The following is an 11,968-nucleotide window of genomic DNA, read 5'->3' as shown; positions in this document are numbered from 1 at the left end:
GATCAGCTTTCGTCGGTGATCAGGGTGCCGACACCGGCGTTGGTGAAGATCTCCAGCAGCGTGGCGTGGGGAACCCGGCCGTCGATGATATGGGCGCTCCTGACGCCGTCCTTCACCGCGTCCAGGGCGCAGCGGATCTTCGGCAGCATGCCGCCGTGGATGGTGCCATCGGCGATCAGGGCGTCCACCTGGGCGGTGGTCAGACCCGTCATCACCTCGCCCGAGCCGTCCATCAGGCCGGCCACGTTGGTCAGCAGCATCAGCTTCTCGGCGGAGAGAGCTTCGGCCACCTTGCCCGCCACCAGATCGGCGTTGATGTTGTAGCTGTGGCCTGCCTCATCCACCCCGATGGGGGCGATGACCGGGATAAAGTCACGCTGGGCAAGCATGTCGATCAGGTCGGTGGAGATATGCTCCACTTCGCCCACATGGCCGATATCGATGATCTCGGAGGCGGCCATGTCCGGCGTCTGGTGCTCCACCCTGAGCTGGCGGGCGCGGATCTGGGCGCCGTCCTTGCCGGTCAGGCCGATGGCCTTGCCGCCGCACTGGTTGATCAGGTTGACGATGCCCTTGTTGACCAGCCCGCCCAGTACCATTTCCACCACGTCCATGGTCTCGGCATCGGTGACCCGCATGCCGTTGACGAAGCGCGACTCGATATTGAGCTTGCCGAGTAGTTCGCCGATCTGCGGGCCGCCGCCGTGGACCACCACTGGATTGATGCCGACTTCCTTCATCAGCACGATATCCCGGGCGAAGGAGTCGATCAGGGTGTCCTCGGTCATGGCGTTGCCGCCGTACTTCACCACCACGGTCTTGCCGGAAAAGCGCTGAATATACGGCAACGCCTCGGAGAGCACCTCCACCACCAGGCGGGGGTCACGGGTCTGTTCGGTCATTGCGGATTCCTTTTTCATTCTGACAGCACCACGTCCAGCTCGGGGGCTACCTGGGTCAGGGCGTCGGCGAAGCGGGCCTTGATACGCTCGAGAGCCGCCTCGCTCTTGCCCTCGAAGCGCAGCACCAGCACCGGGGTGGTGTTGGAAGCGCGGCACAGGCCCCAGCCGTCGGGGTAATCGACGCGGATGCCGTCGAGGGTGGTCTTCACGCCCTCCTCGCCGAAGTCGCCTTCGCGAGCCAGGCGCGCCACCAGGTCGAACTTGGTCTCGTCGGTAACGGGGATATTGATCTCCGGCGTGCCCTTGTCCTGGGGGTAGCGGTCGAAGAAGGCATCGGCTTCCAGCTCCTGACGAGAGAGAACCTCCAGCAGGCGGGCGGCGCTGTAGAGACCGTCGTCGAAGCCGTACCAGCGCTCCTTGAAGAAGATATGACCGCTCATCTCGCCGGCCAGCAGGGCGCCGGTCTCCTTCATGCGTGCCTTGATCAGCGAGTGGCCGGTGCGCCACATCTCGGGCTCGCCGCCGGCCTCATCGATCACCCGGGCCAGGTTGCCCGTGCACTTGACGTCGAAGATCACCCTGGCGCCCGGGCGGCGCTCGAGCAGGTCCTCGGCGAAGGCCATCATCAGATGATCCGGATAGATCAGCCGGCCTGAGGGGGTGATCACGCCCAGGCGGTCACCATCGCCGTCGAAGGCCAGGCCGATATCGGCGTCGTTTTCCCGCACCGCCTGGATCAAGTCCCGGAGGTTCTCCGGCTTGCCCGGGTCCGGGTGGTGATTGGGGAAGGTGCCGTCGATCTCGGCGAACAGCGGCAGTGTCTCGACGCCGAGTTTCTCCACCAGCTGCGGGCCGAGCTCGCCGGCCACGCCGTTGCCGCAGTCGACCACCGCCTTGAGCGGTCGCGCCAGGTGAACGTCGGCCAGGATGCGTGCCAGGTAGGTGTCACGAACGTCCACGTCGCGCACGCTGCCTTGGCCCTCGGTCAGGTCGCCGGCGACGATGCGCTCGTGCAGGCCGGTGATCGCCTCGCCGGAGAGGGTCTCGCCGCCGAGCACGATCTTGAAGCCGTTGTAATCCGGGGGGTTGTGGCTGCCGGTCACCATGACGCCCGAGGCGGTGCCATCCAGCGTATGGGTGGCGAAGTAGAGCACCGGGGTGGGGACCATGCCGACATCGATGACGTCGCGGCCGGCGGCGTTCAGGCCGCGCACCAGGGCGTCCTTGAGGCGCTCGCCGGATAGCCGGCCATCCCGGGCGACCACCACGCAGGATTCGCCGCGGGCGGCGGCCTCGCTGCCGATGGCGCGACCGATGAGCTCGACGTTGGGTTCGGTGAGCGTGTCGTCGACGATGCCTCGAATATCGTAGGCGCGGAAGATGGAGGCGGGTACGGTCTGGCTATCTGCGGTCATCTAGGGTCCTTCCCTCTAGGGTGATAACTGGCGGAGTCAGTGGCGGCCGGAGCTGCCGAAGCCACCTTCCGCGCGCTGGCTGGCGGTGAAGTCGTCGACAACCTCGAGTTCGGCCTGAACGATCGGTACCAGCACATACTGCGCCAGGCGCTCGAAGGGCTCGAGGGTGAACGAGGCCTGGCCGCGGTTCCATACCGAGATCATCAGCTCGCCCTGATAGTCGGAGTCGATCAGCCCCACCAGGTTGCCGAGGACGATGCCATGCTTGTGGCCCAGGCCAGAGCGGGGCAGGACCAGGCCGGCGAGGGTCGGGTCGGCGATATGGATGGCCAGGCCCGTGTGCACCAGCTCACACTGGCCGGGGACCAGCGTCAGGGGGGCATCGAGCAGGGCGCGCAGGTCCATGCCCGCAGAGCCCTGGGTGGCGTAGTGGGGCATGTAGTCGTGCAGGCGCTCGTCGAGGAGCTTCACGGCCAGGCGGGGCTTGGCATCGAGTTGGGGCATCGGGGGTTCCTGAGGGGATCGGAGTCATGGGGCGTCGGGCTTAGGCGGTACGCTCGGCCAGGCAGGCCAGGGCGCGGCGCATTATCGCCCGGGCCATGTCGGATTTGGGCTGGGCCTCGAGGCTTTCTCGGTCCTCGCCCGCGGCGCCACGCCAGAGCAGGAGGGCGGCGTTCCGGTCGCTGCCGAAGCCGAGGCCTTGGCGAGAGACATCGTTGGCGACGATCATGTCGAGCCTCTTGCGAGTCAGCTTGTCCTGGGCATAGGTCGCGATGTCGCGGGTCTCGGCGGCAAAGCCGACCACCAGGGGCCGCCGTGACTCGGGTAGTGAGGCCACCGAGGCGATGATGTCGGGGTTCTTCACCAGGCGCAGCGTCAGGGCGTCCTCGCCTTCGACCTTCTTGATCTTGTGTTCCGCTGCCGCCTCGGCGCGATAGTCGGCAACCGCGGCGCAGCCGATGAAGATATCGCTCTTCGGGGCGAGTCGCGACGCCGCCGCGTGCATCTCGAGCGCCGTCTCCACCGGGATTCTCTCCACGCCGGCGGGGCAGGGCAGGGTCACCGGGCCGCTGATCAGCCTGACCCTGGCGCCCAGCGCCGCGGCCGCCATGGCCAGGGCATAGCCCATCTTGCCGGAGCTATGATTGGAGAGGTAGCGCACCGGGTCCAGCGGCTCTCGGGTCGGGCCGGCGGTAATGGTGACGTTCAGGCCGGCGGCCGGCCCGGCATCGGGCGCCTGAAGGGACGCGGCATCGGGCGCCTGGAGGGAAAGCAGCCCCTCGAGGATCGCCTCGGGCTCCAGCATGCGGCCGGGGCCGGTATCGCCACAGGCCTGGTCGCCGCTATCCGGTCCCAGCAGGCGCCAGCCGTCATCCACGAGTCGTGCGGCATTGCGCTGGGTCGCCGGGTGGCGCCACATGGCCTGATTCATGGCCGGGGCCATGACCGTCTCGGCGTCGCTGGCCAGGCACAGGGTGGTGAGCAGATCGTCGGCATGGCCCTGGGCGAGGCGCGCCATCAGGTCGGCGGTGGCCGGGGCGACCAGGATGGTGTCGGCCCACTTGGCGAGCTCGATATGGCCCATGCCGGCCTCGGCTTCGGGGTCGAGCAGAGACGTGCGCACGGGCTCGCCGGTCAGTGCCTGCAGGGTCAGCGGCGTGATGAAGGCCTGGGCCCCCTCGGTCATGACGACGCGCACCTCGCAGCCTGCCTGGGTGAGCAGGCGGGCGAGCAGGGCACTCTTGTAGGCGGCGATGCCGGCGCTGATGCCGAGCAGGACTCGGCGGCCGATGAGTCCGGTTTCGGAGAGCGATGACATGGATTGGTTCCCGACGGTAATCTCAACCGCCTACCTTATCATTGGCGCCCTACCTTGCGTAGCCGAGACGAGACGGCGGGCAGGGCTGCCGCCGTCCCGGCTCGGCTCGCCTGGCGTCACTGCGATAGCCCTACGAGCCAGCGGAAGTGTGGCTACACTGAGGGCAGGCGGAGCGGGGGGATGGCGATGTCGATCAGGGACTGGCCGGAGGGGGAGCGACCCAGGGAAAAATTGCTGGCACTGGGAGCCGAGGTGCTGTCGGATGCCGAGCTGCTGGCCATCTTCCTGCGGGTGGGCGTGCGGGGCCACTCGGCGGTGGACCTGGCGCGGAACCTGCTGCTGGAATTCGGCGGCCTGCGCCAGCTGCTGGAGGCCGAACGCAAGCAGTTCTGCACGGCGCGGGGCATGGGCGATGCCAAGTATGTGCAGCTTCAGGCCTGCCTCGAGCTGTCGCGGCGGCATCTGGCCAGCCAGCTGGCCCGGGGGGAGGCGCTGACCTCGCCGACGCTGGTGCGTGCCTATCTCTCCAGTCAGCTGCGTCACCTGGGGCACGAGGAGTTCGCCGCGCTCTTCCTCGATGCCCAGCACCGGGTGATCCGCTACGAGTCGCTGTTCCGCGGCACCCTGGACAGCGCTTCCGTCTATCCCCGTGAGGTGGCGCGACGGGCCCTGGCCCTGAGCGCCGGGGCAGTGATTCTGGCGCATAATCATCCCTCCGGCGTGGCCGAGCCCAGTGACGCCGACCGGCGCATCACCGACCGCCTGTGTGAGGCGCTCGGTCTCTTCGAGATCCGTGTGCTGGATCACTTCGTGGTCGGAGATGGCGAAGTGGTGTCCTTCGCCGAGCGGGGATGGCTGTAAAGCATGACGCGGGGCGCGACTTGCTCTATAATGTTGCCTCGGCTGCGCCCGGCCCCCGAGAATTTGGGGCTGCCTGCCAAGCACCTGCCCATCGTCAGTCGCCTTTCGCGCCGTACTCGCCGTCGCTGGATATATATGTCCTTGCGCTCCGGGCTTGTCCGGTGAGGCGGTCTCTGGTATAAAGTGCAGCCTTTGAATTCCCTTGGGTCAAATGTCACGGGATCTCCCGGTTTGCCCGACAGGTTTTGAACACAACAGGTGATTGACACCTGGCCAGTGGTTGGAGGCTCCCATGTCCAAAGTATGTCAGGTTACCGGCAAGCGCCCGGTGACTGGTAATAATGTTTCACACTCCCAGCGCAAGACCCGCCGTCGGTTCCTGCCGAACCTGCACTCACACCGTTTCTGGGTGGAGTCCGAGAATCGCTTCGTCAGGCTGCGCGTCTCTTCCAGGGGCATGCGCATCATCGACAAGAAGGGTATCGATGCGGTTCTCAGCGATCTCCGCAAGCGCGGTGAAGCCGTCTAAGCGATTCGCTTTCTAGCGATCCATTCAAGGGGAGCAAACAGTCATGCGTGACAAGATCAGAATGGTGTCCAGTGCCGGTACCGGTCACTTCTACACCACCGACAAGAACAAGCGGAACACTCCGGATAAGCTGGAGATGAAGAAGTTTGATCCGGTCGTCCGTAAGCACGTGATGTACAAGGAAGCCAAGATCAAGTAAGCCTTGATCCTCTTCCGCAGGTGTTCAAGCCTGTCGACCTGAACCCGACTGATCCCTCAGTCGGGTTCAGGTGTTTCTGAGGCAGCCGCAGAGCCCACCGCCGATGCCCGAACTTCCCGAAGTCGAGACCACCCGCCGCGGCATTGCCCCCCATGTCGAGGGGCGCGAGATCGGTGAGGTGATCGTGCGACAGTCCCGCCTGCGTGTGCCGGTTCCTGCCGATCTGGGCGAACGGCTGGTGGGTTCGCGGATCGGCACCCTGGCCCGCCGTGCCAAGTACCTGCTGCTGCCCGTCTCCGGGGGCGACGCCGGCGAAGCGACCCTGCTGTGCCATCTGGGCATGTCCGGCAGTCTGCGTATCGTGCGCATCGGCGAGCTGCCCGGAAAGCACGATCACCTGGACCTGGTGCTCGACGACGGTGGGATACTGCGCTATCACGACCCACGCCGCTTCGGTTTCGTCGACTGGCTGGCGGGTGATGCCGAGCGGGATTCGCGCCTGTCGCGGCTGGGGCCCGAGCCCCTGTCGGAGGCCTTCGACGGTGAGCGGCTCTATCGGTTGTCCCGTGGCCGCCGCCTCGCGGTCAAGCCCTTCCTGATGGATAACGCCGTCGTCGTGGGGGTGGGCAATATCTATGCGTCCGAGGCGTTGTTCATGGCCGGCATCGATCCGCGCCGGGCCGCCGGACGCATTTCGCTGGCACGCTATGAACGCCTGGCCGCCGCCGCCAAGGAGGTGCTGGCCGCCGCCATTACCCAGGGAGGCACCACCCTGCGCGACTTCGTCGGCGGTACCGGCGAGCCCGGCTACTTCAAGCAGCGGCTCAATGTCTATGGTCGGCATGGTCAGCCCTGTCGGCACTGTGGCGATGAGCTGCGCCTTATTACTCTCGGGCAGCGGGCCAGTGTCTACTGTCCCCATTGCCAGACCTGATTTTCCGGAGACCCCATGACTCTGCCCTCTCTGCGCCTGAAGAAGAACGCCGACCGTCGCCTCAAGGCGGGCCACCTGTGGCTCTATTCCAACGAGGTCGATACCGGCGCCACGCCGCTCAAGGGCCTGGAACTCGGCCAGCAGGTGGTCGTGGAGGCCGCCAACGGCAAGGCCATGGGCGTGGCCTACGTCAATCCCAACTCGCTGATCTGCGCACGGCTGGTCTCCCGGGACCCGAAGCAGGGGCTCGATCGCTCCCTGCTGGTGCACCGCCTCAACCAGGCGCTGGCGCTTCGCCAGCGGCTGTTCGCCGCGCCCTATTACCGCCTGGTACACGGTGAAGGCGACCTGCTGCCCGGGCTGGTGATCGATCGCTTCGACGCGACGCTGGTGGTGCAGGTCAATACCGCCGGCATGCAGGCGGTGCTGCCCGAGCTGCTCGACGCCCTGGACAAGGTGCTCGCGCCCTCCACGGTGGTGCTGCGCAACGACACCTCCGGGCGCCGCCAGGAGGGGCTCGAGCGCTTCGTGGAGGTGGTCAAGGGCGAAGTGAGCGACCCCGTGCTGCTGGAGGAGAATGGCGTGCGCTTCTCGGCGCCGGTGCTCGATGGCCAGAAGACCGGCTGGTTCTATGACCACCGCATCAATCGTGCCTGGCTCAACCAGTTCGTGGCCGGCAAGCGGGTGCTGGACCTGTTCAGCTATGTCGGTGGCTGGGGCGTGCAGGCCGCGGCTAACGGCGCCCGGGAGGTGCTCTGCGTGGATGCCTCCGTCCCGGCCCTGGAGCGCGTCGCCGATAATGCGGCCCTCAACGGTCTTCAGGAGCAGGTCGCGGTGGGCGAGGGTGATGCCTTCGAGGTCCTGGCGGCCCTCAAGGCCGAGGGCGAGCAGTTCGATGTGGTGATCCTCGACCCGCCCGCCTTCATCCAGAAGCGCAAGGATATCCCCAACGGCGAGCGCGCCTATGGCAAGCTCAACCGTGAGGCGATGCGCCTGCTGGGGCGTGATGGCCTGCTGCTTTCGGCGTCGTGCTCCATGCATCTGGCGCCGGAGCGCCTGGTGGATGTGGTGCGTGGCGCGGTGCGCCACCAGGACCGCCATGGCCAGATCCTCTTCCAGGGCCACCAGGGACCGGACCACCCGGTGCATCCGGCGATTCCCGAGACCGCCTACCTGAAGGCCCTTGGCGTGCGAGTCTTCCGGGATTGATGGGAGGGAGTGAGCCGGTGCGGGTCTTCGCCCACAGCAATGCGCTGCTGGTCAGCCATGTGCATAACCTGCTCGAAGCGGCGGGTATCCCCGCGGAGTTACGCAATATGACCCTGGGTGGCGGCGCCGGTGAGCTGCCCCTGGGGGAGTGTGAACCCGAGGTGTGGGTGAAGCCCCATAATCGCGAGCGTGCCGAGTCCTTGATAGACGATGCCCTGGCGGGCAGGAGCGAGGCGGCCGCCTGGCGCTGCCCGGATTGCGGGGAGCCCCTGGACGGCGTCTTCGACGCTTGCTGGAACTGTGGGGCGCTGCGCCCTTGAGGCGTATTGGGCCAAGGGGCGCTGGGGATAAGCCCCGACCTATCGAGCCGTCAAGCCATCTGCGAGTGCCCGGGTCGGGCCGTCCCGGTCGCCTTGTGGGGGCCTGCGCGTTATCATGGCGGCCATTTCCGAACCGCAGAGTCCACTTTCCCCATGAGTGCAGCTTCCGAGAAGACCCGCGTTCTTACCGGCATCACGACCACCGGCACCCCGCATCTGGGCAACTATGTCGGCGCCATCAAGCCCGCCATCGAAGCGAGCCGGGACCCCGGCGTTCAGTCCTACTACTTCCTCGCCGACCTGCATGCGCTGATCAAGTGCCAGGACCCGAAGCGTGTGCAGGCATCGCGCCTGGAGATCGCCGCGACCTGGATGGCGCTGGGCCTGGATACCGACAACGCCATTTTCTATCGCCAGTCGGATATTCCCGAGATCCCGGAGTTGGCCTGGATGCTCTCCTGCATCTGTGCCAAGGGGCTGATGAATCGTGCCCACGCCTACAAGGCGGCGGTAGCCGACAACGAGGCGGCCGACGACCAGGATCCCGACAAGGGTATCACCATGGGTCTGTTCGGCTACCCGGTGTTGATGGCGGCCGATATCCTGATGTTCAACGCCAGTCGGGTGCCGGTGGGGCGCGATCAGGCCCAGCATATCGAGATGGCTCGGGATATGGCCGGACGCTTCAATCACCTCTACAAGGGGCAGTACTTCACCCTGCCCGAGGCGGTGGTGGACGAGGAGGGCGAGCTGTTGAGGGGGCTGGACGGTCGCAAGATGTCCAAGAGCTACAACAACACCATCCCGCTGTTCGTCTCCGAGAAGAAGCTGCTGAAGCTGGTGCGCAAGATCAAGACCAACTCGCTGGAGCCCGGCGAGCCCAAGGACCCCGATGCCTGCACCCTGTTTCAGATCTATTCGGCGTTTGCCTCGGCCGAGGAAGTGGTGGCGATGCGTGAGGAGTACGCCAACGGCATCGGCTGGGGCGAGGCCAAGAACCGTGTCTTCGAGTACCTCAACGAGCACTTGCGCGAGCCTCGTGAACGCTACCAGGCGTTGCTGGAAGACCCGGGACATATCGAGCGAGTATTGCTGAAAGGAGCCGAGCGGGCCCGGGCGGAGGCGGCGCCTCTGATGGATCGCCTGCGTCAGGTCGCGGGCCTGGGGCGCTTTGTCTGATCGGATGTTGCCCCTCGACCATGGACGGGCGCCCTGCGGGGCGCCCGTCGTGCTTAGGTGTCGGGTCCCGTGTGATTAACCACCCGCTTGGTAAATAACTCAGGACGTTTGACCTGCCATTCCTTCATCACTGCAATCGGCGACTGATGGTGCAGCGCCTTCTGCGGGATATGGTGATTGTACAGCCAAGCGTAGCGTTTGAGTGTCTGTTCCAGATCCTCGCCTGAAACATAGCGCCGGGTCGAAAGCACGTCGCTGATCCGGCCGTTGAAGCGCTCTACCATGCCATTCGTCTGCGGCCGTCCCGGCTTGATTAGCCGGTGCTCGATACCATGGGCCTGGCACTCCTGATCGAAGAGATGGTGACCGCTGGGCTTGCGCTCGCCTGCCCGCGTGAAGCGATCGGTGAACGACTTGCCGTTATCGGTGAGCACCGTTTGGATCGTGAAGGGGGCCTTCTCCTCCACTCGTTTCATGAACGCCCGCGCATCCTTTGCGGACTGACTGTGCCTGACTTCCAAGTAAACCCAGCGCGTGGCACGATCGATGGCGACGTATAGGTAGCGCTTCTGCTGCTCGTCCGGCATTTGGGGAAGGTGCTTGATGTCGATGTGCACGTAGCCAGGCTCGTAGTCCTTGAAGGGCTTGTGCCGAGGTTTCTCGTCGTCACCGGCGTTCTGCCGCGCCAGTTCCGCCAGCGTCGGCACTTCACGCCGTTTGAGCATGCGATGCAGGGCAGAGCGTGACAAGCGGGGATTCAGGAACTCACGCGCAACGACCAGAAGGTCATCCAGGCCGAGGCGCAGGAACTCACGAGCCGTGATCAGCACTTCCTCCTGCTCGGACGTGAGCGTCGCCAGGAGGTTGTGTCGCGTGTGAGATCGATCATAGACATTATCACGGTAACGCCAACGCCGGATGGTCGCGGTGGTGACGCCATACTGACGGGCCAGCTCGCTATCCGTGATACTGGAGGGTGCTGCCTGGATCTCGGCACGGATCTTTGGTGTCGTCGTCGCTTGTTTATGCAGCTTGATGTCCATGAACCTGCTCCCGGATGAATTGCTGAAGAAGCTCCCTCGCGGCTAGCAGAGGATAACTCCTATAGGCGATTTGATCATCCGGTACCCCACACTTAGGGGCATACACCCCTGATATCTTATTCTTTTTTTGAATTATAAATTTCATTTAAATTCTTTTGCGTGATGTCCTGGTGTCGTTATCCTGCACGGTTACCCGGGGCGCCCTGCCCCCAGACCTGCTTACGTGAGCCTGCCATGAGTGAACTCGCCTTGACCCAACGCAACCGAATCTCCCTTCCCGTCGTGGCCGCGGGGGCCCTGCTCCTGGGGGCCCTGGCCGTGGGCGCCGTCTTCGGCGCGCGGCTGGGCGCCCTGATGGTGGTGGGCGGCCTGCTGGGCATGGTGCTCTACCATGCCGCCTTCGGCTTTACTGCCGCTTGGCGGGTCTTTATCACGGAACGGCGAGGGCGCGGCCTGCGCGCGCAGATGGTGATGCTGGCCATCGCCGTACTGTTGTTCTTCCCGGCGCTGGGGGCCGGCAGCCTGTTTGGTCAGTCGGTTAACGGCTTCGTGGCGCCCATCGGCATGTCGGTGGTGTTCGGGGCCTTCCTCTTCGGGATAGGCATGCAGCTGGGTGGCGGCTGCGCCTCCGGCACCCTGTTCACCGCCGGAGGCGGCAATGCACGCATGCTGATTACCCTGGTGTTTTTCATTATCGGCTCGCTGATCGGCACGGCCCACTTCACCTGGTGGCAGAGCCTGCCGGCGTTCCAGCCGGTATCACTGGTCGAGACCGCGGGCACCGGTGGCGGCATCGTCGTCAGCCTGGCGTTGTTTGCGGCCATCGCCGTCCTTACCGTGATGATGGAGAAGCGCCGCCATGGGCAGCTGGAGCGTACCGCGAAGCGCGATGTCGGCAATCGGCGCTGGCTCACCGGCCCCTGGCCATTGCTGGCGGGGGCCGTGGCCCTGGCGCTCTTGAACTTCGCCACCCTGGCCCTGGCCGGCCGACCCTGGGGGGTTACCTCGGCCTTCGCGCTATGGGGCGCCAAGGGCTTCACGGCATTGGGGGGCGACGTCAGCCAGTGGGGCTACTGGCAGGCCTCGTGGAATGCCACCGCCCTGGAGACCACGATCTGGCGTGATATCACCAGCCTCATGAATATCGGCATCATGGTGGGCGCCCTGATCGCCGCCTCGCTGGCCGGCCGCTTCGCGCCCAATTTCCGCATCCCGCTGCGCTCGGTGCTGGCCGCCGCCATCGGCGGCATCATGCTCGGCTACGGGGCGCGTCTTGCCTATGGCTGCAATATCGGCGCCTACTTCAGCGGCATCGCCTCCGGTAGCCTGCACGGCTGGATATGGTTGGTGGCGGCCTTCGCCGGCAATATGCTCGGGGTGCGGTTAAGGCCCTTCTTCTTCACCGGAGAGGCGGCCCGCAAGCCGGCGGCGAAGACCTGCTGAGCCGAACTCGCCGCCTCGATAACGGCATGTTCCGCGCCCCGGCTCTGGTCGGGGCGCTGTCGTTGTGTGCATGTTAGAGTACTCGGATGGCGCCGGTAGGGCGCCGCTGGCCCGT

Annotated in this window: 13 protein-coding genes; 8 read left to right on the top strand and 5 right to left on the bottom strand. The window is 65.6% G+C overall.

The window, feature by feature from the left end; translation table 11 throughout:
* Positions 1 to 2: 2 nt before the first annotated feature.
* The 4 genes from argB to coaBC are packed head-to-tail and all read right to left on the bottom strand — an operon-like array spanning position 3 to position 4,136.
* Positions 3 to 902, bottom strand: a complete 900-nt coding sequence (gene argB / locus Q358_RS0101195) for an acetylglutamate kinase (protein WP_027960365.1) — start codon at positions 900 to 902, stop codon at positions 3 to 5.
* A gap of 14 nt (positions 903 to 916) precedes the next feature.
* A complete protein-coding gene (locus tag Q358_RS0101190) occupies positions 917 to 2,317 on the bottom strand; it encodes a phosphomannomutase/phosphoglucomutase (protein WP_027960364.1) in 1,401 nt (466 codons plus the stop codon).
* A gap of 36 nt (positions 2,318 to 2,353) precedes the next feature.
* The gene (gene dut, locus Q358_RS0101185) at positions 2,354 to 2,821 is read right to left on the bottom strand and encodes a dUTP diphosphatase (RefSeq protein ID WP_027960363.1); all 468 of its coding nucleotides are present in this window, start codon (positions 2,819 to 2,821) and stop codon (positions 2,354 to 2,356) included.
* A 40-nt stretch (positions 2,822 to 2,861) separates the two neighbouring features.
* Complete coding sequence (gene coaBC / locus Q358_RS0101180; protein WP_027960362.1) at positions 2,862 to 4,136, bottom strand: bifunctional phosphopantothenoylcysteine decarboxylase/phosphopantothenate--cysteine ligase CoaBC; 1,275 nt, start codon at positions 4,134 to 4,136, stop codon at positions 2,862 to 2,864.
* 186 nt (positions 4,137 to 4,322) lie between these two features.
* Here coaBC and radC point away from each other — a divergent pair, with 186 nt between their 5' ends.
* The 7 genes from radC to trpS all read left to right on the top strand — a co-directional run bounded on the left by radC (position 4,323) and on the right by trpS (position 9,367).
* Positions 4,323 to 4,997 carry a RadC family protein gene (gene radC, locus Q358_RS0101175; protein WP_027960361.1) on the top strand — a complete coding sequence of 225 codons (675 nt, stop codon included), beginning with the start codon at positions 4,323 to 4,325 and terminating at the stop codon, positions 4,995 to 4,997.
* 292 nt (positions 4,998 to 5,289) lie between these two features.
* Positions 5,290 to 5,526: a 50S ribosomal protein L28 gene (rpmB, locus tag Q358_RS0101170; protein ID WP_027960360.1), complete on the top strand. Its 237-nt coding sequence runs from the start codon at positions 5,290 to 5,292 to the stop codon at positions 5,524 to 5,526.
* Positions 5,527 to 5,569: 43 nt separating this feature from the next.
* The gene (gene rpmG / locus Q358_RS0101165) at positions 5,570 to 5,725 is read left to right on the top strand and encodes a 50S ribosomal protein L33 (RefSeq protein ID WP_021819788.1); all 156 of its coding nucleotides are present in this window, start codon (positions 5,570 to 5,572) and stop codon (positions 5,723 to 5,725) included.
* Between the two features lie 103 nt (positions 5,726 to 5,828).
* Entirely contained in the window at positions 5,829 to 6,659 is an 831-nt protein-coding gene (gene mutM, locus Q358_RS0101160; protein WP_027960359.1) for a bifunctional DNA-formamidopyrimidine glycosylase/DNA-(apurinic or apyrimidinic site) lyase, read from the top strand.
* A 15-nt stretch (positions 6,660 to 6,674) separates the two neighbouring features.
* Positions 6,675 to 7,868 carry a class I SAM-dependent rRNA methyltransferase gene (locus Q358_RS0101155; RefSeq protein ID WP_027960358.1) on the top strand — a complete coding sequence of 398 codons (1,194 nt, stop codon included), beginning with the start codon at positions 6,675 to 6,677 and terminating at the stop codon, positions 7,866 to 7,868.
* Between the two features lie 17 nt (positions 7,869 to 7,885).
* Complete coding sequence (locus Q358_RS0101150) at positions 7,886 to 8,188, top strand: putative signal transducing protein (RefSeq protein WP_342665534.1); 303 nt, start codon at positions 7,886 to 7,888, stop codon at positions 8,186 to 8,188.
* Between the two features lie 153 nt (positions 8,189 to 8,341).
* Positions 8,342 to 9,367 carry a tryptophan--tRNA ligase gene (gene trpS / locus Q358_RS0101145; RefSeq protein ID WP_027960356.1) on the top strand — a complete coding sequence of 342 codons (1,026 nt, stop codon included), beginning with the start codon at positions 8,342 to 8,344 and terminating at the stop codon, positions 9,365 to 9,367.
* A gap of 53 nt (positions 9,368 to 9,420) precedes the next feature.
* On the opposite strand, the gene Q358_RS0101140 is transcribed toward trpS, so the two are convergent.
* Entirely contained in the window at positions 9,421 to 10,410 is a 990-nt protein-coding gene (locus Q358_RS0101140; RefSeq protein ID WP_027960355.1) for an IS481 family transposase, read from the bottom strand.
* Between the two features lie 234 nt (positions 10,411 to 10,644).
* On the opposite strand from Q358_RS0101140, the gene Q358_RS0101135 reads away from it, so the two are divergent.
* The gene (locus tag Q358_RS0101135) at positions 10,645 to 11,853 is read left to right on the top strand and encodes a YeeE/YedE family protein (RefSeq protein WP_051530112.1); all 1,209 of its coding nucleotides are present in this window, start codon (positions 10,645 to 10,647) and stop codon (positions 11,851 to 11,853) included.
* Positions 11,854 to 11,968 lie beyond the last annotated feature (115 nt).

It is taken from the genome of Halomonas halodenitrificans DSM 735 (assembly GCF_000620045.1).
GTDB classification, from domain to species: domain Bacteria; phylum Pseudomonadota; class Gammaproteobacteria; order Pseudomonadales; family Halomonadaceae; genus Halomonas; species Halomonas halodenitrificans.
Note: the sequence above shows the minus strand (reverse complement) of the source record. Positions and strands in the feature narration are given on the sequence as shown.

Coding starts and splice junctions, on each gene's coding strand:
- dut (WP_027960363.1), bottom strand. CDS start 2,821: ATGCCCCAACTCGATGCCAAGCCCCGCCTGGCCGTGAAGCTCCTCGAC.
- rpmG (WP_021819788.1), top strand. CDS start 5,570: ATGCGTGACAAGATCAGAATGGTGTCCAGTGCCGGTACCGGTCACTTC.
- radC (WP_027960361.1), top strand. CDS start 4,323: ATGTCGATCAGGGACTGGCCGGAGGGGGAGCGACCCAGGGAAAAATTG.
- Q358_RS0101155 (WP_027960358.1), top strand. CDS start 6,675: ATGACTCTGCCCTCTCTGCGCCTGAAGAAGAACGCCGACCGTCGCCTC.
- rpmB (WP_027960360.1), top strand. CDS start 5,290: ATGTCCAAAGTATGTCAGGTTACCGGCAAGCGCCCGGTGACTGGTAAT.
- mutM (WP_027960359.1), top strand. CDS start 5,829: ATGCCCGAACTTCCCGAAGTCGAGACCACCCGCCGCGGCATTGCCCCC.
- Q358_RS0101190 (WP_027960364.1), bottom strand. CDS start 2,317: ATGACCGCAGATAGCCAGACCGTACCCGCCTCCATCTTCCGCGCCTAC.
- trpS (WP_027960356.1), top strand. CDS start 8,342: ATGAGTGCAGCTTCCGAGAAGACCCGCGTTCTTACCGGCATCACGACC.
- argB (WP_027960365.1), bottom strand. CDS start 902: ATGACCGAACAGACCCGTGACCCCCGCCTGGTGGTGGAGGTGCTCTCC.
- Q358_RS0101140 (WP_027960355.1), bottom strand. CDS start 10,410: ATGGACATCAAGCTGCATAAACAAGCGACGACGACACCAAAGATCCGT.
- coaBC (WP_027960362.1), bottom strand. CDS start 4,136: ATGTCATCGCTCTCCGAAACCGGACTCATCGGCCGCCGAGTCCTGCTC.
- Q358_RS0101135 (WP_051530112.1), top strand. CDS start 10,645: ATGAGTGAACTCGCCTTGACCCAACGCAACCGAATCTCCCTTCCCGTC.